Raw genomic sequence first — 21,787 nt, forward strand, 5'->3', positions numbered from 1 at the left:
GAGTACCAGCATGGCAACCACGCTTCAGGCGGGGGCGAAGGCTCGCGCCATCATCAAGGGGTTCGAGGGCTGCGAGAAGAGGCAGCCAAACGGCAGCTTCCTGGCCTATCCCGATCCCGCAACCGGTGGTGCACCCTGGACGATCGGATGGGGTTCCACAGGGCCGGACATCAAGCGCGGCACCGTCTGGTCGCAGGCGCAATGCGATGCCCGTTTCGAGCGCGACCTGGTGGCGTTCGCCGCCCAGATCGCAGCGTTGCTCGGCACCGCGCCGACCGATGCGGACCAGTTCGATGCGATGGTGAGTCTCGCTTACAACATCGGGGTGGACAACTTCCGCTCGAGCACGCTGCTCAGGCTTCACCGGGCCGGTGACCATACCGGCGCCGCGGCGCAGTTCGCGCGCTGGAACAAGGCGAACGGGAAGGTGATGGCGGGCCTGACCCGCCGGCGCACCGCCGAAGCTGCAGCCTACCAGGGCAGGTCCTTCTCGATCTGAAGCCATCCGTGCCGCGCGGCCTCGCGGCAAATCCCAAGGAGACGATCATGAAGATGATCCTGATGCTCGCCCTAGCGGCGAGCCTTTCCGCGTGCGCGTCGTTCGGTCCGCGGCCACCGACCGAGGTGAGCATCGCCAAGGCGGCCGACCGAGCCATCGGCATTGAGACGGGCTACGCGGTCACGGCCGAGCTTGCTTCATTCGGTGCTGGCGCGCTCGATAGCGCGACACGAAGCAAGGTGGCCCTCGGCGACCGCGCCGCGTTTGAGGGCTTGACCGCTGCCCGGCTAACCTATCCTCCGGGCGACGCGCTCAGTCCTGCGGACAAGGTCCGGCTTATGAACGCGGTCGAGCGGAGCAATGAAGCGCACGAAGCCCTGCAGGTTGCGATCGAGCCACCCGGCTGAATGCCCCGATCATTATCGACAGGCTGAGCGCCCCGGGGGAACCCTCGGGGCGTTTTCGTTTGGGGCGAATCGGATGTTCCTGTCATGTTCCGGGCATGCGAGTTGATCTGTCCCGGCTGACCTTCCATGCCCTTTGCGTTCTTGAGGACGAGGCGCGACGCGCGACGCGCGAGGGCCGGTTGCGTCCGAGCGCAGCCGTGCGCCTGGCTCTGGGCTATCTCTACGCCATCAGCCGCGACGATCGCGGCGTTGATCCCGCGCATGCCAGCCGGACCTATTGGGAGTATCTCACCCGAGAGGGCGACGTCGATACGCGCACCTCGGCCGGGTTTGGTCGATGGCAGATGATGAACTCTTGCCTTAACGCGATCGCCACTGCGGCCGGCATGCCGCGCGACCACAAATATGAAGCGGCCCGTTCCCAGCTGCTGGACGGGCGCGAGCGCGAGGAGATGTCCGATTGAACACGGAACGCGAGTTGAGCCTGGCCGTCGTTGGCATCGGCTATGCGAATGCCGACGGCAGCAACCGCCGGTTCGAGTGCCAGCTATGCGTTCCCGGCGAGCCGGTCGAGCTCCGGCCGGAGCCGAAGAACAAGCACGACGAATATGCGGTAGCGGTATTTAGCAGCCGCGGCGTCCAGCTCGGCTACCTCACGGCCGAGCGAGCGCCATGGATCGGCGGCAAGCTGCGATCCGGTGAGCCGGCTGAGGCAGTCTTTCAGGAGCTGATGCCCACTGCGGCGGCAATTCGCGTCCGGTTCGGCGGCGGTGCTCCTACCCTTCCCCAACGCGCTTCGGCGGGCGATCCCGAGCCGGACTTCTACCCGGATGAACCTGCGCCCGACTGGGGCGCCTGATCAGGGCTTCTCGCGGTTGCCGGCGGCAAGCCAGGCGATGATCTCCAGCGCGTGCCGGCGCAAGCAGTTGGGCTCTTGGATCAGCGTGACCACGGCGGCGTCAGGATCCAGCTCCGCGCGCGTCGCCAGCTCGGTGAGGCATCCGCGATAGTTCCGGACGATCCGGATCGCCTGCGAGCCTAGGCCGGCCGTCTCTTCCGCTTTCACCACCAAGGCCCGCTGATAGATGACGTTCGCCCGGCTGGGGCTCACCCCAAGTGCCTCGCCGATCGCGCGGAAGGTAGCGCCCTCATCGCGCATGCGCAGCGCGGTCTGGTGCCGATCTCTCATGCGAAAGGGATAGCATCGGCATCGCCGATGTTACCAGCGCTGGCGATATTGGCCCTGCCTCGGGCGCGGCTTGGGCGGCACCGGCCGGAGCGTGTCCTTGTCGACGCCGAAGTATCGGGCAAGCAGATCCCGATCCTGCTCGGTCAGGTCGTAGGGGACGCTCCGGGTCAGATAGTCAGAGAGATAGCTGTCGCCTCGCCCCATGAAACGGGAGAGGTCGCGCCGGTTCGCCTTATGTTGCCGCACCAGCTCGCCCAGGCGCGCACGCCGTTCATTGGGAAGCAGGATCATCGTTACGACCTGGGCGTGACAAGGGACCGGAACATTGATAGAACATATCAGCGCTTTTGCATTTTGACAAATCCTGCTACCCCTCGGGGCAGTGGTGTGGAACGGAACGGGAAGATGTAGAAATACCCTTTGAAATATAAGGCTTTCCAATCGACTTTTAATCGAGAGGTCCCGGGTTCGAATCCCGGCGGACCCACCACCGCCTCTCCGCGCACATGCGCCCATCCGGATCCGCGCAATTTCCATTTGGGCCCGGCCTGCGCACGCGCTGCAGCTGACGGGAATGACGGTGGGCGAAGAAACGCAGGTTCGGGACGATCTCCTCAAGGCGCTCGAAGGCGCCGTCGGCGCGCGCCATGTCCTGACCGATCCCAGGCGCACCCGCTTCTATCGCACCGGTTTTCGAACCGCGGCGGGCGATGCCCTTGCCGTGGTCCGACCGGGATCGCTGGTGGAGATGTGGCGCGCGATCGAGGCCTGTACCCGCTTCGGCGCGCCGATGATCGTTCAGGCCGCCAATACCGGCCTGACCGGCGGCTCCACGCCGGCGCCGGGCGGATATGACCGGCCGATCGTGATCATCAGCACCCTGCGGATCGGCGGCATCACCCCGATCAACGAGGGGCGCCAGGCGATCTGCCTTCCCGGGGCGACGCTTCACGCGCTCGAAAGCGCGCTGAAGCCGCTGGGCCGGGAGCCGCACTCCGTGATCGGCTCCTCCTGCTTCGGCGCGTCGATCGTCGGCGGCGTCTGCAACAATTCGGGCGGGTCGCTGGTGCGACGGGGCGTCGCCTATACCGACTATGCTTTGTTCGCCCGGTCGACGGCCGATGGCGGCATCGAACTGGTCAATCATCTCGGCATCGACCTGGGGGACGACCCCGTCGAGATCCTGCACCAGCTCGACACCGGGGCATTTCCGCGGATGGCGGACGAGACCCCCGGCAAGTCGGCCAGCGACAAGGACTATGCCAGCCAGGTCCGCGATGTCGATGCGGATACGCCCGCGCGCTACAATGCGGACAAGAGGTGCCTGCACGAAGCCTCGGGATCCGCGGGCAAGCTCGCGGTCTTCGCGGTCCGGCTCGACACGTTCGCGCTGGAGAAGGACACCCATACCTTCCTGGTCGGCTGCAATGATCCCGCCCAGTTCGCGACGCTGCGTCGCGCCATCCTGAGCGACGATCGCCCGCTCCCGATCGCCGCGGAATATCTGCATCGCGAAGCGTTCGATCTCGCCGACACCTATGGCAAGGACCAGTTCCTGCTGATCGAGAAGCTGGGGACGGACCGGCTTCCCAGGTTCTTCGCGCTGAAGAGCCGCGTCGACGCGATGCTCGAGCGCTGGCGGTGGATGCCGGCCAATGCCGTCGATCGACTGCTGCACGGACTGGCACGCTGGCTGCCGGACCATCTGTCCCCCCGGCTGCGCGAATGGCGCGACCGGTTCGAGCACCTCCTCCTGATCAAGGTGTCGGCCGGCGCGGTCCCGGAAATGCGCGCGCTGCTCGACGAATGGGGCGCCGGCAAGGATGCGGCGCACGTCGAATGCACGCCGGCGGAAGCGGCCAAGGCGTTTCTCCACCGCTTCGTGATCGCGGGCGCGGCGATCCGGTATCGAGCGCTGCACACGCGGCAATCGGCGGGCGTCCTGTCGCTCGACATCGCGCTTCGCCGCAACGATGCCGACTGGTTCGAGACGCTTCCGGCCGAGATCAGCGAGCAGGTCGCCCACCGCATCTATTACGGTCACTTCCTCTGCCATGTGCTGCACCAGGACTATGTCCTGACGGCAGGCGCCGATCCCGATGCAATCAAGACAGCGATGCTCGACCTGCTGGACAGAAGGGGCGCGCGCTATCCGGCCGAGCATAATGTCGGCCATACCTATCCCGCGGCGCCAAACCTGGCGGCCTTCTACGAGGCGCTCGATCCGGCCAATCTCTTCAATCCCGGGATCGGCAAGACCTCGCGCCGGAAAAACCACAAGGCGGGATAAGGCGCCGCTGGATCAGGCCGGCAATCGATAGATGCGCTCCGCATTGCGCCAGAAGAAGCGCTCGCGATCGGATTCACCCCAGTCCTCGCTCAACGCTTCCGCGAGCCCGAACCAGGCCCTGTAGCCGCCCGCGACTTCGCAAACCGGCCAGTCGCCGCCGAACAGGATGCGATCGGGGCCGAACGCATCGGCCGCGGCGTGGGCGTACCAGAGGATCTCGTCGGGCACCCAGCCCGTCCAGTCCGCCTCGGTAAGCAGCCCGGAGATCTTGCAGGCAACATTGGGCAGAGCCGCCATCTCGCGCATCTGCGCGTGCCAGGGCTCCCGCAGCCCGGCCAGGATCGCCGGCTTGGCGCAATGGTCGAGCACGAACTGTCCGTCGGGACATTGCCGGACGAGTTCGATCGCCTCGGCCAGCTGGTCATGGGTGAGGCAAAGCTCGAAATGCAGCCCGGACCGATGCACCTCGCGCACGCCGGCGACGAAGCCGGGCTGTACCGCATAGCCCGCGGGATGACCCTGGAGATTGTCGCGGATCCCGCGCACCAGCGGCATGGCGCGCACTGCCTCGAACGTTGCCGGAGCGGCATCGTCGAGCAGCGCGACGCGCGCGACAATGGCCTGAATGCGCGGATCGGCCTCGGCCAGGCCGGCCACCCAGGCCGCCTCCTGCACCGAACAGCGCGGATGCGCATCGCACTCCACAAAGACCATCCGGGCAACCGGCACGTCGGCGGAGGCGCGCCGATATTCGGCGGGAAGGAAACTGCGGTCGAACGGCGAGCCCTTCTCGATCCAGGGATAGTCGAGCGCATCGACATCCCAGAAATGGACGTGCGTATCGATGACCTGCAAGCAGCCTTCCCCTCGAGAGATTTTCAGGGCCGCATATTGCGTGCCGATACGCCCGTTCCGCAATCCGCCGCAGCATCCCCGCGCACGAAATTGCCATCGATCGATCAAACCAAGGGATGGATTGCACCGGTGCCCTCCCGTCCCCAAGGTCCAGTCTTCCCTGGTTCCCGAGTATCGCCTTGCTTCGTTCGCTTCTCGCCCGCTTCTCCATCGATCCCTATCTCCTGCTGCTGATCGGCACCGTGATCCTCGCGCTGCTGCTTCCGGCACGCGGCGCGGCGCAAGGCATCGCCGAGATGGCGGTGACGCTCGCGGTCGGGCTGCTGTTCTTCCTCTATGGCGCAAGACTTTCCGCCTCGGCGGTGTGGGCAGGCATCGCCCATTGGCGACTCCAGTCGCTGGTGCTGGCGAGCACCTTCGTCCTGTTCCCGCTGCTCGGCCTTGCGGTCTATTTCCTTGCCGGCGCCTGGGTGCCGCATGATATCGCGATCGGTCTGCTCTATCTCTGCCTGCTGCCCTCGACGGTGCAGTCCTCGATCGCCTTCACTTCGATCGCGCGCGGCAATGTGCCGGCGGCCCTGTGCAGCGCATCGGTATCGAACCTGCTCGGCGTGGTGCTCACCCCGATCCTGGTCGCCTGGTTGCTGCCGGCCTCGGGCGGCGGCTTCTCGATGGGGGCGATCGAGGACATCGCACTGCAGATCCTGCTTCCCTTCCTCGCCGGCCAGGCGCTGCGCCGCTGGATCGGCGGCTGGATCCTGCGCCACCGCACGCTCACCTCTATCGCCGACCGGGGCTCGATCCTGCTCGTCGTCTATGCCGCGTTCAGCGCCGGCGTGGTGGCGGGTGTATGGAGCAGCCTGAGCGTGCCGGACTTCGTCATCGTCCTGCTGCTGAGCACACTGATGCTCGCCATCGTCATCGCGATCACCACCGCGCTCAGCCGCGCGCTCGGCTTCTCGACCGAGGACGAGATCGCGATCGTCTTCTGTGGTTCGAAGAAGAGCATGGCGAGCGGCATCCCGATGGCGACGATCCTGTTCGCCGGCCACGCGGTCGGCCTGATCGTGCTGCCGCTGATGCTGTTCCACCAGATCCAGCTCTTCGTCTGCGCAACGCTCGCCAGGCGCTATGCGAAGCGCCCGCAGGCCTAGCCCGCCACCGCCTGTTTGCCGAAGTTGCGCTGTACCAGCGAGCGCTGGTCGATTCTCGCCGCCAGGCCGGTCACGATGGCATCGAGGCCCGCGTCGAGGTCGTGCGCCGGCCCGCACATGAAGATGTCGACACAGGCGGTGCCATATTCGGGCCAGGTGTGGATCGAGATGTGCGATTCGGCGAGCAGGGCCACGCCGGTAACCCCCTGTCCGGGACCGAAGCTGTGCAGCCGCACTTCGAGCAGCGTCGCGCCAGCCGCCGCCGCGGCAGCGACGAGGCAGGCCTCGATATGATCGGCCTCCGTCAGCCGGGTGGCGCCGACAAGATCGGCGATCAGGTGGTATCCGGTCACAACAGGGACTCATGCGCGTGGCGTAGCAGGGTCATCGCGCCCTCGGCGGCGCGGACCCCGTGATAATGGGCTTCCTCGAACAGCGACAGTCCGCTGAGGTCGGAATGGGCGAGGAACAGCGGCGGCGCGGGCTGATGCGTCGTGCCGCGATCGAGAAAACCCGGTGTGGGACGGATCATCGCATGGCCCCAGCGCCAGAGCTCGATCGCACCGATCGCGCCGTCCAGCTCGGGATGCAGCGCTAGCAGATCGTCGCGCACGATGCGCTTCCATTCATCGGCCGATCGCTCGACCAGCAGCCGGCGCGCGGCGGCGGGCTCCATATTCGACAGCGGCAGATACCAGGTGAGTACCGTCTTCTCGGAGATCGCCGCGGGCCCCTGATGGGTGGCGACGACATAGCCGAGCGAGTCGCTGGTGCTCGACACATTGTCCCAGGCCAGCGGCACGCCGCGCCCGCCCGGCAGGTGATCGACCGTGACATTGGCGATCAGCCAGGGCGCATAGCTAAACGCCTTGGCGTCGCCGAGCTCGGGGCAGACCCGGGTGGCGATGAAATGCGGCATGGCGAGGATCGCAGCGCGCGCGCGGGTGCGGACGGTGCGATTGGCGGCGACGTCGAAACTGTCGACCAGCACCCGATCTCCCTCGCGAGTGACCCGGTGGACGATGTGGCCGCGCGCGATCTTCCCTGGAAAGAAGCCGGCGAGCTGCCCGACCAGGCGGCCATTGCCCTCGGGCCAGGTCAGCTCGTTCTCGCCTGCACCGTTCGCCGCCCAGCCGCGGCGGCCGGCGAAATAATGGATACCCGCCCAGGCGGAAACATGCTGCGGCTCGGTGCCATAGTCATCGCGCATCGCATAGCGGACATGGGCGCGCAGCACCGGCGAATGCCAGCCCTGCGCGTCGAGCCATTCGGCGAAGGATTGCCCGTCGAGTGCGCGCAGATGGGGCTCCTGCGAGCTATAGGCCATGGGCACGGCGAAAGCCGGCTTGCCGTCGGTGCCGACATAGCTGGAAAAGCGCTTCATCTGCGCGTCGAAGGCAGCGAGATCCTCGCGGTCCCGCCGGGTGAGCCCGGTGCGCGGGATCAGCCCCTCCTGCCAGCGCCCCTGCCAGAACAGCCGCTCCTGGAGATCGGCGCAGAGCTGGACGGGATCATAGACCGGCACGCCGTCCGCGTCGCCGATGATCACGCCGAGCTGGCGCAGCAGGTGCCGGAGCGCCTTCGCCTCCCGGTTGGCGACCGGCAGATAGTGCGCGCCGAGCGGATAGGCCGACACGGCGTTGCGCCCACACCGGGCATTGCCGCCGACCGCGTCCTCCAGCTCGAGCAGCTTGAAATTGGAGAAGCCGGCATCGGTGAGCCGCCAGCCTGCAGACAGCCCGGCCACGCCACCCCCGGCGATGACGAGGTCGACTTCCTCCTCGCTGCTCGGCGCGGGAAAGCCGCCATCACGCAGCCGGTGGCCGCGCGCCATGTCGGCACCGCCCAGCGCGCCCGGCGGCAGCGGTGCCTCATGGTTCAGCGCATAGGCAAGCCCGCCGCCGGCGACTGCGATCGCCGCTGCGCCCAGGCCCAGCGCCGTGCGCCGGTCAGCCTTCATATTTCCCCCAGGCATCGGCGAACTCGCGCACCAGCACCTGGTTGTCGAGCCGGTTCACCGGAGTCGGCCGCCGCGCCATGTCGGGCGGGAAATCGAACAGCCGCTGGTCGATGGTCGGGGTAAGGAATCGCCCGCCCGGCAGGGTGCGCGCCTGATCCGGGATCGGCCTGGCCGCCGCCAGCACGAAGCCCCATTCGCCGAAGCTCGGTACATAGACATGATAGCCGCGCGTCTGCAGCCCCACCGCCTCGAGCGTCGATGCGACGGTCCAGAAGGCGTTGGGCGCAACCAGCGGGGAAGTGCTCTGCACCACCATCATGCCGCCCGGAGCAAGCAGCTTGCGCGCCGCGCGATAGAAGGTGTCGGTATAAAGCTTGCCCACCGAGTAATCGACGGGATCGGGGAAATCGACGATGATCGCGTCATACTGGCCGCTATGCTCGCGCGCCCAGCGAAAGCCGTCGGCGTTGATCACGGTCATCCGCTTGTCGGTCAGCGAACCGCGATTGAGCGCGGCGAGGGTCGGCGTGTTCGAGAACAGGCTGGTCATCTCGCCGTCGAGATCGACCAGGGTCAGCTTCGCCACTTCGGGATGCTTGAGCACTTCGCGTGCCGCCAGCCCGTCGCCACCGCCGAAGATCAGCACGTTGCGCGGATTGGCCACCCGGCCGAGCGCGGGATGCACCAGCGCCTCGTGATAGCGATATTCGTCGCGCGACGAGAATTGCAGGTTGCCGTTGAGATAGAGCCGCAGGTCGTCGTCGCGGCGCGTCAGCACGATGCGCTGGAAGCGCGTGGTCTGGGCATAGATCACCGGTTCGCCGTAACTCGCCACCTCCGCCCAGCGCTGGAGCCGGTCGGACGCAATGAAGCCGGCGATCAGGCCGATCAGGATCAGCACCCCGGCCAGCTTCTCGCTGCGATAGCCGGTCGCGCGCGGCAACACGAACAGCAGCGCCAGCGCCACCGCCGCATTGGCGATGCCGAACAGGAAGCCAGTGCGGATCATGCCGAGATGCGGCATCAGCAGCAGCGGGAACAGCAGGCTGGCAACGAGCGCGCCGACATAATCGAAGGTCAGCACGTTCGACACGGTCTCGCGGAAATCGAAGCCCCGCAGGATGCGGATCAGCAGCGGAATCTCGAGCCCGACCAGGAAGCCGATCGCCAGCACCAGTCCGTAGAGCGCCACGCGGAAATGCTCGACCAGCGGAAAGAGCAGGAACAGCGCGGCGGCCGAGCTGCCGCCGATCAGCGCGATCAGCAGCTCGACCCGGACGAACAGCCGCACTTCGTCGCGCTTCACATAGCGCGAGCACCAGCTGCCGACGCCCATCGCGAACAGATAGGAGCCGATCACGGTGGAGAATTGCGTGACGCTGTCGCCGAGCAGATAGCTGGCCAGGGTGCTCGCCAGCAGCTCGTAGATCAGCCCGCAAGTGGAGACGACGAACGCGGACGCAAGCAGCGCCGCCGCGGGTGCGGAGGCGCGGAACCGTGGATGGGCGGGATCGCCTTCAGCCATGGATGGCGGCGGCGACGATCATCGCGAGCCCGATCGCGACGGCACCGGCGAAGATCGCAACGGCGATATTCTGCTTCTGGTGGATCTCCTGCCACAACTTGCCCGGGGTGAGCAGGTCGAGGACGAGGAAGCCGATGGCGAAGATGACGATGCCGACCACCGCATAGACAAGCGTGGCGAGCAGGGCTGGAAAAGAAGTGAACATATCCAACTCCTTATTTGTGGGTGGGGCCAGAGATGCGGGAATAGCCGTGCGCCCGCCCGCCTTCGGCGAAGGGGGACCAGGCGAAGATGCCGCTCAGCACGAACAGCGCGGCCACGCCGAGGCACCAGAGCGCATATAGGAAAGTGCGGGTGCTCATTCTTCGTCATCCTCCGAGGATTGCGTCAGCGCGGCGAAGCCGGTCGGTGCGAAATCGCTTTCCGCCTGGCGGGCCTTGTCGAACTGGATGTGGCGGATCAGGCCGATCAGCAGCGGCAGGCCAAGCAGGAGCAGCGCGATGAAGAAGCTGGAGGCGAACAGCGCACCGCCCCGCACTTCCACCACGACTTCCGGCTGGTTGTCCTGGTTCAGCCAGCCCGGATCCTCGACCGACATGCCCCTGGCGTAATCCCAGGTCGTGCTGCTGTTCCAGCGATTGCCCTTGTAGTCGACCACTAGGTCGTAATCCCCGGCCGGCACGCTCGCCACCGAGATCGAGGAACGCCGTGAGCCCTCCGTCCAGGGCCCGTCGGAATCGCTGCCCGAATAGCGCTCGGCCGCGCCATAGGCCTCATAGACCTGCTGCGTCTTGCGATCGACCAGGGTGTAGTCGAGATCGACCCAGCCATTCTCCAACCGCGGCACATCGGCGCGGATCTCGACGCGTTGATAGAGATGACCAAGGTGGATCGGGCCGAGCGTAACGGTACGCTCGGTGCCGTCCGGGGCGATCGGGAAGCGCCCGGCCGTGACCCAGCTTGTGCCGCCGAACGCCAGGATCAGCACGGTCAGCAGCAGGAACATGCCCGCGAAGATCTTGAACCCGGTGCCGAGCCATGCGGCGTTGGGTGAGGGCTGGTGCGGCATCGGCGGCCAGCTGGCGCCCTTCTGCACGCCGAACGCTTCCGCCATCTCCTTGTGGTCGAGCAGGATCGACCGGGTCCAGCTCACTTCATGCGCATTCTTCTCGCGCGAGAGCATCGAGCCCGGGCGGACCCAGTCGGCACCCACCACTTCCTCGCCCACCGCCACGCGCCAGTAGAATTCGCCGAGCACATAGTTCACCCGCGCGGAGCTGTCCTCATAGAAGCGGGTATAGGCCCGGTCGCCGAGCATCATCGTCTCGTAATCGGAATAGCTGGGCGAAACGGTCAGCTGCTCGCCCAGGCTCCAGCCGCGGCCATCGGTGATCAGCCAGCGATAGCCGTGATAGGGATTGAACAGCAGATACTCGTCCCAGGCCCCGCCGTCCGCCGCCGAGCGCTGCAGATAGCCGATCGCTTCCCATTCGATCCCGCGCAATGTGCCGCGCGAACCGAGCTGGATCTCCAGTGCCTCGGCGGCCTGGCGATATTCGGTGATCAGCTTCACCTGCGGATCGGTGACGTCGAGGATCGAGCTGCAATATTGGCAGACGACGCTCACACTGTAGCCGGCCGCGCGCAGCGCGACCGATCCGCCGCATGCCGGGCAGGCCAGGGCCTTCACCGCAGGAGCCGCGGGCAGCTGGAGTTCGGTTTCAGGCGGCATAAGCGGGAAGCGTCCAGCCTTCGAACGCGCGCAGCCCGGTAGGCGCGAGCTCGGCGAGCGTCACATAATGGCCCTGGTAGAAGCTGGTGGCGAGCGTATCGCGCTGGAGCGACGCACATTCGCCCTTCGGCCCGCGCAGATCCACGCTGTAGACCCGCCAGCCCGGCGTCGGCGTGAAGGGCAGCTCGCCTTCCGCCGCGATGCAGAGCACATCGCGCGCATCGACGATCGTCAGCTTGCGCGCGTCGAGCGTGATCTCGGCGCCCGGCACCGCCTCCTTGCCCTTCCCGATGTCCTTGAGCGTGCGGGTCTGGACCTGGCTGAACGGGCGCTCGCGCATCAGCATGAACTGGCCCATCGCATCGCCCAGCCAGCCATGGCTGCCATCGCCGAACAGCAGCAGCCACTCGTTCCACGCACCGTCGGTCCAGGCCCAGCGAACCCGGCCGATCACTTCGAACGGCTGATCCTCGATGCGGCCCCGCATCCCGATCTGCACCGGGCTGACATCGAAGGGCAGCGGCGAGGACTTGCCGACCACCATCACGCCGGTGTCGCTGCGGGAAAGCAGGCTGTGACAATAGTCGCAGACGCGCGCGGGCAATGCCGCCGAACGAAACACGACTTCGGCGCCGCAATTGGGGCAATTGACGCTCAGGCTCATGACGGCTTCAGCGGATGCGCGAAAGCAGCTCGGCCTTCTTGGCGTCGAACTCCTCTTGGGTGATCGCCCCGATCGTCAGCAGCTTGTGGAGCTTCTCGATCTGGGCATAGGCATCCTCGCCCGGCGCCGCAGCGGCACCCGGCGCCGGCAGCGCACCGCCGCCGATCCCGCCCGCCATGCTCTGGCCGATCGCCACGCCGGCCGCAGCACCCGCGCCGATCCCGGCAATCCCGCCCGACTGGGCCGCCGCCGTCTCGATCGCCTCGGCACTCTGGAAGCGCACGAACCGGTCAAGATCCCCGACCACACGCATCGAGCTGGCCTTGTCGAGCATCGCCTGCACTTCGTCGGGCAGCGACAGGCTCTCGATGAAGAAGCTGGTGCAGCTCAGCCCCCATTGCGCGAAGGCCGGCTCGACCGCTGCCTTGAGCTTCTCCGAAAGCGCGCTCTGGTTCGCGGCGAGATCGAGGAAGGCGATCTCGCCGGTGCCCAGCGCCGAGGCGATCGACGTGGCGATCGCGGCGCGCAGCTGCGGCTCGATATCGCTCACGCTCAGCCGCTCGAGCGAACCCATCATCTTCACCGCAAAGGCGGTGACGTCCTCGATCCGGAAGCTGTAGCTGCCGAACGCGCGGATGCGCAGCGGACCGAATTCCTTGTCGCGCACCGTGATCGGCTGGGTGGTGCCCCATTTAAGGCCCGTCTGTTCCTTCTGGCTGTAGAAATAGACATCGGCCTTGAACGGCGAGGCAAAGCCCTTGTCCCAGTTCATCAGCGAAGTGAGCAGCGGCAGGTTGCCGGTCTGCAGCGTGTGCAAGCCGGGCAGGAAGGCGTCGGCAATCTCGCCCTGGTTGAAGAACAGCGCCGTCTGGCCGCTGCGCACCGTCAACTGCGCACCGTTCTGGATCTCGCGATCCTGCATCGGATAGCGGATCGCCAGCGTGCCGGGCTCGTCGACCCAGTCAATGACGTCAACGAACTGCTTCGAAAGGAAGTCGAAAATGCCCATGATGCCCCTCCTGCACTGCAGGATAGGCGATATATTGCCGGCACAAAACTGCAAAGCGACATGCCCATCGGCATTTTGACATTCGAGCAACTGCCCGGCCGCTTGCGCAAACCGGGCAGTTGCTGGTCTCAGCCGCCCGCCAGCCGGACGAGATGGCAGCCATCGGGCTGCTGCTCGAACAGCCAGCGCTGGCCGGTGAACCGCTCGATGATGTCGGCGGCGGTCCGTGCATGCTGGCTCGGCTTCACCGTGGTGAAACTGCCTCCACCGGCGAGCGCAAAGGGCAGCAGCAACTGGTCGGCAAGATATGGCCCCGCGAACGCCCGCGACTCCAGGAACCCCGCCATGCGCTGCGCCGCCGTTTTGGCGAGCGATTCCGCCGACACACCCAGCTTGCCGAAGCCAGTCACGACCTCGGTCGCCTGCTCGAACTCGGCGGCGAGCAACAGCGCGTTGCCCGGCCCCTGCCCCTCGGGGAGCTGGTGCATGGCAAAGGCGTCCTCGGGCCAGTCAGGCAACAGATTGCGGGCGGTCCGCAATTCGCGCTCGGCGATATTGCCCGGAAGCGCCGCGAACAGCGCCGTGGCCGACACCGAACGCACCGCACCGCGATCGACGCAGTCGATCGGCGCGAGCTTGCCCGGCACGATATCCACTTCGATCCGCCCGCCGCCACGCGGGTAGAAGCCATGGCGGACCAGCCGCATGTCGATACCCGCACCCATCCGCCGCACGACCGGCACGAACACCTTCGCGATGAAATCGAAGGGGGGTGCAAGCATGTTGTGCGTGCCGCCTTCGAGGACGATCCGCGAGGATCCGCCGGCGAGCAGCAACGGCATCAGCAAGGTCTGGAAGACCAGCCCGGTGCTGCCCGCAGTGCCTACCGCGAAATGATATTCGCCGGGCGTGACGCGGCCGGGCGTGAAGCTGAAATCGGACGCGCCGACCTCCAGCCCCTCGCAGACCGCGCCGCCGATCGCCAGCGCCGCTTCGATCGCGGTCACGTGCTGGCGCATCAGCCCCGGCTTCTCGCGCTTGCCGCGCACATTGATGATGCGGAAGGGCTGGCCGGTCACCAGCGACAGCGCGCAGCTGTTGCGCACGATCTGGCCGCCGCCCTCGCCCTCCGATCCGTCGATGATGATCATGGGTTCACCAGTTCCAGAAATAGTTGGTTCGCGCGATCGACGAAGCGATCGCGCAGCTTGCGCGCCGGAAGCTCCCCCGCCCGTTCGAGCTCGCCGCGGATCAGCGCATCGATCTCGGGCAGCCGGGTGCCGTTGGCCCGCTCGCTGGTCCGTGCCTTGGCCTCGACCAGCGCCTGCAGGTTCATCGGCGGCCGCGCCGCCGGGTTGAGCCGGATTGCACGGATCGCCAGCGCGGGACGCAGGGCGTAGAAATACTTCTTCACCGGCACATCTCCTTCGCCGTCGAGCCACCGATCCGCGGCCAGCTTGCCCGACCGCGCATAGTGATAGGCGATCGCCCGCGGATCGAGCAGTTCGTCCGCCAGTTCCGCCAGCCGGGCGATGAACGGATCATCGGTCCGATAGCGGATCGGCGAGAGCATCCATTCGCTGACCACGGCATTCGACTTGAGCAGCAGCGTGAGCGCCTTGCGCACGTCCCAGCCGTTCAGGTCGATCTCGTCCTCGATCGGTGTCTCGATCACGTCGCGGCCGGGCGCCAGCGACAGATACCAGTCGCGCGGCCGCACATAGAGGAAGCGCACGTCATAATCGCTGTCGGGCGAAGGAAAGCCCCAGGCCCGCGAACCGGATTCGACCGCAAGCAGCAGGCGCACGCCATGCTCCGCCTCGATCCGGTCGAGGCGGGTCTCGATCTCCTGCCGCACGGGTGGAGCAATGGTCATGTCGGCCTTGGTCGTCATCTTCCGTCTCGCAAACTCGGGGACACGCCACCGCCCTTTCTGGGCAGCGGCGTGTCCTTTTCGACCCTTTCGGGAAATCGGCGGTGTGCGCGCTGGGCCGACGAGAGCTTAGCCCTTCACGCACACCACCTGCTTGAGCGTATGGACGATCTCGACCAGGTCGGCCTGCGCCGCCATCACGGCCTCGATCGGCTTGTACGCCTTCGGCGTTTCATCGATCACGCCCTCGTCCTTGCGGCACGCCACACCCGCGGTGTCGCGGATATGCTCGTCGAGGCTCACCAGCTTCTTGGCCGCGGTCCGGGACATCACGCGCCCAGCGCCGTGGCTGCAGCTGTCGAACGATTCCGCGTTGCCCAGGCCGCGCACGATGAACGACTTGGCGCCCATCGATCCGGGGATGATCCCCAGCACGCCCTTGGCCGCGCGGACCGCGCCCTTGCGGGTGACCAGCACATTCTCACCGAAGTGGTTCTCGCGCTGGACATAGTTGTGGTGGCAGTTGACTGCCTCCAGCTCCGCATCGAACGGCTTGGCGATCTGCCCGCGCAGCGCGCGGATGACGTTGGTCATCATCATCCGCCGGTTCAGCGCCGCAAAGTCCTGGGCCCAGCCGACCGCCTCGACATAGTCATCGAAATGGTCGGTCCCTTCAGGGAAATAGGCCAGGTTCTCGTCGGGCAGGTTGATGTGCCACTTGCGCATGTCCTGCTTGGCCAGTTCGATGAAGAACGTGCCGATCGCATTGCCCACGCCGCGCGATCCCGAATGGAGCATCACCCACACGCGCTGGTCCTGATCCAGGCACAGCTCGATGAAGTGGTTGCCCGTTCCCAGCGTTCCCAGATGCACCAGGTGATTGGTGTTCCGGAGCTTCGGATACTTCTCGACGATCCGGTCGAAGCGCTGGGCAAGCGTCGCCCAGGCTTCGACGATCGCCGGGGGCGGATCGCCCCACGAACCCGTGTCACGCTTGTTGCGGTTCATCGATCGGCCGTGCGGAACGGCACGCTCGATCGCCGAGCGAATGCCCTCCAGATTGTCGGGCAGGTCGCTCGCCACCAGCGAGGTTCGCGCCGCCATCATGCCGCAGCCGATGTCGACGCCCACCGCGGCGGGGATCACCGCGCCCTTGGTCGGGATCACCGAGCCGACGGTGGCGCCGATGCCGATATGGACGTCGGGCATCGCGGCGACATGCTTGAACACGAACGGCATCTGCGCCGCGCGCGCCAGCTGGTCGCGGGCCCCGTCTTCCACGGGCACGCCGCGTGTCCACATCTTGATCGGCACGCCCCCTTCGACGTGCTGTAAATCATACAGCGTCTCGGTCATCGCGACCTCCTTCAAACTCGATCATGGTACCGGCGACAAGCGGTGGCGAGACAGTTTCCTGAGCTATCCGGTTGCCCGGAGGCGGAGTTGAACCGCCGGCCTCCCGCCGTAAGAGGGCGGGTGCTCTGTCCTGTAGTCCCGCCGGCATTCGCCAGCGTATTGGGGTTCCGGCGACGAGAGATGCGATGGACGTTCCCCGAGGGGACACTTTGGAAAAATGTAGTCCAACGCGGCATTCGCCGGGTTTTGCCGGTCACGGCGACGAGGTTTGGGAAAGACTGCCCCGAAGGGCCGGTGCTCTATCCGCTGAGCTACCGCTCCCTAGGGAGCGAGCGGGATTCGAACCCGCGACAGCCGCATTACCAATGTAGTCCTTGCCCGGCATTCGCCGTGATGTTCGTGTTGGGCCGTGGCGACGAGGGATGACGAGAACGTCCTTGAGCTACCGCTGCAACGGGGGGACTCAAACCCCACCTCCCGTTCGGCCGAAGCCTCCCGGGCGCTCTTTCCGGACTTTCGGGTTTCCCCTTGGTGCAATGTAATCCCGCCGGCATTCGCCACGGCCCTGTTCGTCAGATCTCCACCTGCTTGACGATGCCCACCCAGTCGCGCGTGTCGCCGGAGACGAAGCGCGCGATGGTGTCGAACACCGCGTCGGAGAAGCCCCCGACATTCAATATGTCCGCCCGGTCCTGCGCCTGGCTGGTGCCATGCGGCTGGATGTCGATGCAGACGAGCTTGGCGGCCGGGTTGCGGCGCTTCAGCGCATTCCACTCGCGCATCGTCGCCGTCGCGCCATACCGGTTGGCATCCACCCAGGACTCATTGTCCGAGACGATCACCACCAGGTCCACCGGATCGCGCAGCAGGTTGAGTGCAGCCAGCGGCGCCGAGACATTGGTCCCGCCCCCACCGATCGCCGCCAGCTTCGCCGCATTGACGGCGACCCGGGCACGCGGATCGAGCTGCACCTTCACCACCGCCTGCTCGAACGGCAGCACGCGGGTGTCGCGATTGGTGCGCAGCATCGCTGCAGCAACCAGCGCCGCGACATCGATGCACCGCACCTTCGACGAGCCCCCCTTGCGGTAGCCCGTCGCCGGCGACGACATCGACCCCGACACATCGGGACAGACCACGACGCGGCCCGGCACCTTCGGCACGCGCGCAAGCGACTGCTCGAGCGCATCCTCCAGTGCAGCCTGGACCTTGAGCGGCACGCTCTCGCGCGCCTGGTCCAGCGCCACCATCAACTGGTAGGGCATGGGCCGTACCTTCGCGATCGCGTCGCCATCGGCAAGCCGCGCAGCAACCGCATCGGTGACTCCCGCCACGTCGAACACGCCGTTGCGCGCCAGCGTGTTGAGATTCATCCGCAGCGCCTGCCAGCCGATCCGCGTGGACAGCACCGCCCAGTCTTCCGCGGTGAGCGGAAAGGCGGTCAGCCACTCGAACGGCACGTTCGGCAGCGGGAGCGACCGATCGGCCTTCCACGCCTCGAACCCGGCGATCTCGGCAGGCAGCGCGGCAACGTCGTACGGACGCCCGATCAGCCAGCCGTAGAATGCGCGCCGCGCCGCATCGGCGGGCTTGGGGTGCACCATGCGGACAATGTCCGCCAGGCTCGGATCCTTGCCCGTCGCCGCGGCCATCAGCTGCGCCATCGAGGCCTGCTCCAGCCAGCGCTGGACCAGCCGCTTCGGCCGCGAGCCGAGCGAGGTACGCCCCACCTGCCCCGAACGCATGATCTGCACGAAGTTGCGCAGCATGCGGCCATTGTCGATCACCCGGTTGAACACGCGGACCGCAAGATCCGGATCGGCAACCGTGAGATACGCCGCAAGCAGCGCCGGCATGTCCTTCATCGCGCCCGACTGCCGGGCATAGACCGCGGCCTGGGCAACGAAATACGGATCGCAGGCCCGTGCGGCATCGAGCATCTCCGCCAGCTGCGTTTCCGCCGCCGCGTAGAAATTGTCGGCCAGCGTGCCGGTCGCGGCAAGCTGGGCGAGCTTGTGCTCGGGCCCATAGGCATAGGCCGGCGCGCCTTCGCGGTTCCGCGTATCCGCGGCCGGCATCAGCTTTGCGATCGCCGAAGCGAAAAGTCCCTTGTTGGCCATCGTCCAACTCCTCGTATCTGGTCAGGGCGGCAGGATTTGAACCTGCGACCTCCCGCTCCCAAGGCGGGCGCTCTGCGCAGCCTGAGCTACGCCCTGTGAAATTTCCCGGGGGCGGCCAGCCCATTCCGGCCGCCCCGCGTTTCCGCCGCCGGCTTGGGAGGTTCGACCGCTCCGTCCGACGCCAGGTACATTGCAGTGGGCGTGCCAGTTTCCGGAACACGAGCACGAAATTCTAACAAGATACTGTTATATCGATGTTTTACTCCACATCCGTGCGGAACGCCGTATTTCACGACCCGCGAAGACCGGATATTTTTCGATCGCAGAAGATCGTATTTTATCCTATTGTATAAACATGAAGCCACTCACCGTTATCGGATTCCTCGGATCGACGCTCGATGCGAGCAAGTTCGGGCCCTCGCGCTGGAACAAGTGGCGCCCATCGGTGGCGCTGGCGATGCACGAGGATCTGCGCGTCGATCGCTTCCTCCTGCTCCACGGCGCGCCGCACAGCCGGCTCGCCGAATATGTGGCGGAGGATATCCAGTCGGTGTCGCCCGAAACCCAGGTCGAGCTGCGCCGGCTCGATTTCAACGACCCGTGGGATTTCGAGGAAGTGTACGGCAAGCTGCTCGACTTCGCCCGCGCCGAGCCGTTCGACCCCGATGTCGAGGACTATCTGGTCCACATCACCACCGGCACGCACGTCGCGCAGATCTGCCTCTTCCTGCTTACCGAGGCGCGCTACCTGCCCGGACGCCTGCTCCAGACCCAGCCGGCCAAGCGCGGCGAGGATGGCGGCGCGCCCGGGCGCTGGACCGCGATCGACCTCGACCTGTCACGCTATGACAGCATCGCCACCCGCTTCGCCGTTGCCGCCGAGGAAAGCACCTCGTTCCTCAAATCGGGCATCGAGACGCGCAACGCCGCGTTCAACCGGATGATCGACGAGATCGAGCATGTCGCCCATCGCTCCAAGGCGCCGATCCTGCTGATGGGGCCTACCGGCGCGGGCAAGAGCCAGCTTGCGCGACGCATCTACGAGCTCAAGCGCCTCAAGCACCAGATCGCCGGCACCTTCGTCGAAGTGAACTGCGCGACGCTGAAGGGCGATGGCGCGATGTCGGCGCTGTTCGGGCACCGAAAGGGCGCCTTCACCGGCGCGGTCGCCGATCGGCCGGGGCTGCTGCGCGCCGCCGACAAGGGCATGTTGTTCCTCGACGAGATCGGCGAGCTGGGCCTCGACGAGCAGGCGATGATCCTGCGCGCGATCGAGGACAAGCGCTTCCTGCCCGTAGGGTCGGACAAGGAAGCCGCATCCGACTTCCAGCTGATCGCCGGCACCAATCGCGACCTGGGCGAGGCCGTCGCCGCCGGCCAGTTCCGCGACGATCTCTATGCCCGGCTCAACCTGTGGACCTTTCAGCTGCCCGGTCTTGCCGAACGGCGCGAGGATATCGAGCCGAACCTCGACTATGAGCTCGAGCGCTTCGCCGAGCGCGAGGGCGACAGCGCCAGCTTCAACAAGGAAGCCCGCCAGCGCTACCTGGCCTTCGCGACCGGACCGGAGGCACCGTGGCCGGGCAATTTCCGCGACCTGGCCGCCAGCGTGACGCGCATGGCGACGCTCAGCGCCAAGGGCCGGATCGACCTGGAATGCGTGGAAGCGGAGATCGAGCGACTGAAGCGACTCTGGTCGGGCCAGCGCGAGGACGAAGCCGGCGTGCTGGGCACGATCCTCGCCCCCGAGGCGCTCGCCGAAATCGATCCGTTCGACCGCGTCCAGCTGGCGGAGGCGATCCGCACCTGCCGGCGCAGCCGCTCGCTATCCGAAGCCGGCCGCACCCTCTTCGCCGCCTCGCGCACCCGCCGGACCAGCGCCAACGATGCCGACCGGCTGCGCAAATATCTGGCGCGGTTCGGGCTGGATTGGGCGGTAGCGTCGGGCCGATGAGCCAATCAGACACATATATAGCAACATTTATGGCCAATACTGCGTATTACAGCAGGAAATCGTCCATTTTCGTTGCTGCAAACGCAACGCCAGCTAGGATGCCTTCGCCCGCATCGACAAGGGCCGCGCAGGGAGAGGATGATGACCCGCATCGTGGAAGCCGGTAGCCGCCGGAACATGCTCAAGGCGGCGGCGCTGTTGCCCGTCGTGGCGGCGGGCGCCGCCAGGGCACAGGCCGCGCCGCCAAGCGACCTCCTCGTCTTCGCCCGCGACACCCGCGAGCCCGACCTCGTCCTGCCGCTCTGGCCCGAGGGCAAGATGCCGGGTGGCCCGATCCCGGCGATGACCGAACGCGTCGACGACCAGACCGACAATGCCGGCCTGCGCTACCGCGTCGCCGAGCACGTCACGCGCCCCACCCTCTCCTTCTTCGCTCCCACCGCCAATCCGACCGGCGCCTCGGTGCTGATCCTGCCCGGTGGCGGCTATTCGCGCGTCGGCATCGACCGCGAAGGCTATGAGACCGCGCGCTGGTTCAACGCACAGGGCATCGCCGCCTTCGTGCTGCGCTATCGATTGCCCGCGGATCGCTGGGGCGGCGGCGCGCTGGTCGCGCTGCAGGATGCGCAACGGGCCATGCGGCTGATCCGGGCGGGCGGCAGATGGAGCGTCGATCCCAAGCGCGTTACCGTGCTCGGCGGATCGGCTGGCGGGCATCTGGCGATCAGCCTGTGCGTGAAGGTCTATGACCGCACCTATCCGGTGATCGACGCAGCCGACCGGCTGCTGACCCGGCCCGATGGCGCGATCCTGCTCTATCCGGTCGTGTCGATGGGCGCGGGCGCGCATACCGGATCGAAGCTGGCGCTGCTCGGCCCCGACGCCTCAGCCGCCGATGCCGCCGCCTGGTCGTTCGACCAGCGCCTGCCCGGCATCACCCCGCCGATCTTCCTCGCCCATGCGGTGCACGACCGGGTGGTACCGGTCGACCACGCCCTCGCACTGTTCGGCGCGGTGCGCGGATCGGGCGGAGCCGTCGACATGCATCTGTTCGAGGACGGCGCACACGGCCTCGGCCTGCGCGGCGATCCGGCCTGGCCGATGTCCGACTGGCCCAACCTCGCCCGGCGCTGGCAGGTTCGGAACGGGCTGGCCTGAAGCAGCCCCTTGCAATGTAGGATTTCGCCTGCTTGGCTCGGC

General features: G+C 66.6%; 23 protein-coding genes and 1 tRNA gene. 8 read left to right on the forward strand and 16 right to left on the reverse strand.

What is annotated here, in order from left to right; genetic code table 11:
* Nucleotides 1–10 precede the first annotated feature (10 nt).
* The 4 genes from HNP52_RS01800 (at nt 11) to HNP52_RS01815 (ending at nt 1,765) form a co-directional block, all read left to right on the forward strand.
* Entirely contained in the window at nt 11–499 is a 489-nt protein-coding gene (locus HNP52_RS01800) for a lysozyme (RefSeq protein WP_184161647.1), read from the forward strand.
* A 47-nt stretch (nt 500–546) separates the two neighbouring features.
* Entirely contained in the window at nt 547–906 is a 360-nt protein-coding gene (locus tag HNP52_RS01805) for a hypothetical protein (RefSeq protein WP_184161650.1), read from the forward strand.
* A gap of 95 nt (nt 907–1,001) precedes the next feature.
* Entirely contained in the window at nt 1,002–1,370 is a 369-nt protein-coding gene (locus HNP52_RS01810) for a hypothetical protein (RefSeq protein ID WP_184161654.1), read from the forward strand.
* Nucleotides 1,367–1,765, forward strand: coding sequence for an HIRAN domain-containing protein (locus HNP52_RS01815; RefSeq protein ID WP_184161657.1), 399 nt, complete (start codon nt 1,367–1,369; stop codon nt 1,763–1,765). Before HNP52_RS01810 ends, HNP52_RS01815 begins: the two co-directional genes overlap by 4 nt.
* On the opposite strand, the gene HNP52_RS01820 is transcribed toward HNP52_RS01815, so the two are convergent.
* Together HNP52_RS01820 and HNP52_RS01825 are read right to left on the reverse strand one after the other, a co-directional pair.
* On the reverse strand, nt 1,766–2,095 hold the full coding sequence (locus HNP52_RS01820; RefSeq protein WP_184161660.1) for a hypothetical protein: 330 nt from the start codon (nt 2,093–2,095) through the stop codon (nt 1,766–1,768).
* 30 nt (nt 2,096–2,125) lie between these two features.
* Entirely contained in the window at nt 2,126–2,386 is a 261-nt protein-coding gene (locus HNP52_RS01825; protein ID WP_184161663.1) for a hypothetical protein, read from the reverse strand.
* A 283-nt stretch (nt 2,387–2,669) separates the two neighbouring features.
* On the opposite strand from HNP52_RS01825, the gene dld reads away from it, so the two are divergent.
* Nucleotides 2,670–4,385, forward strand: coding sequence for a D-lactate dehydrogenase (gene dld, locus HNP52_RS01830; RefSeq protein WP_184161666.1), 1,716 nt, complete (start codon nt 2,670–2,672; stop codon nt 4,383–4,385).
* 12 nt (nt 4,386–4,397) lie between these two features.
* On the opposite strand, the gene HNP52_RS01835 is transcribed toward dld, so the two are convergent.
* Nucleotides 4,398–5,240: an amidohydrolase gene (locus HNP52_RS01835; protein WP_184161670.1), complete on the reverse strand. Its 843-nt coding sequence runs from the start codon at nt 5,238–5,240 to the stop codon at nt 4,398–4,400.
* A 173-nt stretch (nt 5,241–5,413) separates the two neighbouring features.
* Between HNP52_RS01835 and HNP52_RS01840 the strand changes: the two genes are divergently transcribed.
* Nucleotides 5,414–6,394: a bile acid:sodium symporter family protein gene (locus HNP52_RS01840; protein WP_311768422.1), complete on the forward strand. Its 981-nt coding sequence runs from the start codon at nt 5,414–5,416 to the stop codon at nt 6,392–6,394.
* On the opposite strand, the gene speD is transcribed toward HNP52_RS01840, so the two are convergent.
* From speD to HNP52_RS01905, 13 genes are all read right to left on the reverse strand, one after another.
* Nucleotides 6,391–6,747 carry an adenosylmethionine decarboxylase gene (gene speD / locus HNP52_RS01845; protein ID WP_184161676.1) on the reverse strand — a complete coding sequence of 119 codons (357 nt, stop codon included), beginning with the start codon at nt 6,745–6,747 and terminating at the stop codon, nt 6,391–6,393. The genes HNP52_RS01840 and speD overlap by 4 nt on opposite strands.
* A complete protein-coding gene (locus HNP52_RS01850) occupies nt 6,744–8,354 on the reverse strand; it encodes an FAD-dependent oxidoreductase (RefSeq protein WP_184161679.1) in 1,611 nt (536 codons plus the stop codon). The genes speD and HNP52_RS01850 overlap by 4 nt, the downstream gene beginning before the upstream one ends.
* Nucleotides 8,344–9,879: a polyamine aminopropyltransferase gene (locus HNP52_RS01855; RefSeq protein ID WP_184161682.1), complete on the reverse strand. Its 1,536-nt coding sequence runs from the start codon at nt 9,877–9,879 to the stop codon at nt 8,344–8,346. The genes HNP52_RS01850 and HNP52_RS01855 overlap by 11 nt, the downstream gene beginning before the upstream one ends.
* Complete coding sequence (locus tag HNP52_RS01860) at nt 9,872–10,084, reverse strand: DUF350 domain-containing protein (protein ID WP_184161685.1); 213 nt, start codon at nt 10,082–10,084, stop codon at nt 9,872–9,874. The genes HNP52_RS01855 and HNP52_RS01860 overlap by 8 nt, the downstream gene beginning before the upstream one ends.
* Nucleotides 10,085–10,094: 10 nt before the next feature.
* Nucleotides 10,095–10,241 carry a hypothetical protein gene (locus HNP52_RS01865; RefSeq protein ID WP_184161688.1) on the reverse strand — a complete coding sequence of 49 codons (147 nt, stop codon included), beginning with the start codon at nt 10,239–10,241 and terminating at the stop codon, nt 10,095–10,097.
* A complete protein-coding gene (locus HNP52_RS01870; protein ID WP_184161690.1) occupies nt 10,238–11,611 on the reverse strand; it encodes a DUF4178 domain-containing protein in 1,374 nt (457 codons plus the stop codon). Before HNP52_RS01870 ends, HNP52_RS01865 begins: the two co-directional genes overlap by 4 nt.
* A complete protein-coding gene (locus HNP52_RS01875) occupies nt 11,601–12,275 on the reverse strand; it encodes a DUF4178 domain-containing protein (protein WP_184161693.1) in 675 nt (224 codons plus the stop codon). Before HNP52_RS01875 ends, HNP52_RS01870 begins: the two co-directional genes overlap by 11 nt.
* Nucleotides 12,276–12,282: 7 nt before the next feature.
* The gene (locus HNP52_RS01880) at nt 12,283–13,284 is read right to left on the reverse strand and encodes an SPFH domain-containing protein (protein ID WP_184161696.1); all 1,002 of its coding nucleotides are present in this window, start codon (nt 13,282–13,284) and stop codon (nt 12,283–12,285) included.
* 128 nt (nt 13,285–13,412) lie between these two features.
* Nucleotides 13,413–14,435, reverse strand: a complete 1,023-nt coding sequence (rtcA, locus tag HNP52_RS01885) for an RNA 3'-terminal phosphate cyclase (RefSeq protein WP_184161699.1) — start codon at nt 14,433–14,435, stop codon at nt 13,413–13,415.
* Nucleotides 14,432–15,178 carry a nucleotidyltransferase domain-containing protein gene (locus tag HNP52_RS01890; RefSeq protein ID WP_184161702.1) on the reverse strand — a complete coding sequence of 249 codons (747 nt, stop codon included), beginning with the start codon at nt 15,176–15,178 and terminating at the stop codon, nt 14,432–14,434. The genes rtcA and HNP52_RS01890 overlap by 4 nt, the downstream gene beginning before the upstream one ends.
* A 108-nt stretch (nt 15,179–15,286) precedes the next feature.
* On the reverse strand, nt 15,287–16,513 hold the full coding sequence (locus HNP52_RS01895; RefSeq protein ID WP_184161705.1) for an RtcB family protein: 1,227 nt from the start codon (nt 16,511–16,513) through the stop codon (nt 15,287–15,289).
* 572 nt (nt 16,514–17,085) lie between these two features.
* A complete protein-coding gene (locus HNP52_RS01900; protein WP_184161708.1) occupies nt 17,086–18,633 on the reverse strand; it encodes an RNA-binding protein in 1,548 nt (515 codons plus the stop codon).
* A gap of 18 nt (nt 18,634–18,651) precedes the next feature.
* Nucleotides 18,652–18,729, reverse strand: a tRNA-Pro gene (locus HNP52_RS01905).
* Nucleotides 18,730–18,988: 259 nt separating this feature from the next.
* Between HNP52_RS01905 and rtcR the strand changes: the two genes are divergently transcribed.
* Together rtcR and HNP52_RS01915 are read left to right on the forward strand one after the other, a co-directional pair.
* Nucleotides 18,989–20,587, forward strand: coding sequence for an RNA repair transcriptional activator RtcR (gene rtcR / locus HNP52_RS01910; RefSeq protein ID WP_184161711.1), 1,599 nt, complete (start codon nt 18,989–18,991; stop codon nt 20,585–20,587).
* A 141-nt stretch (nt 20,588–20,728) separates the two neighbouring features.
* Nucleotides 20,729–21,745, forward strand: a complete 1,017-nt coding sequence (locus tag HNP52_RS01915; protein WP_260395859.1) for an alpha/beta hydrolase — start codon at nt 20,729–20,731, stop codon at nt 21,743–21,745.
* The last annotated feature ends 42 nt before the right edge of the window (nt 21,746–21,787 follow it).

The sequence above is a fragment of the Sphingomonas kyeonggiensis genome (assembly GCF_014204495.1).
Lineage (GTDB): Bacteria > Pseudomonadota > Alphaproteobacteria > Sphingomonadales > Sphingomonadaceae > Sphingomonas > Sphingomonas kyeonggiensis_A.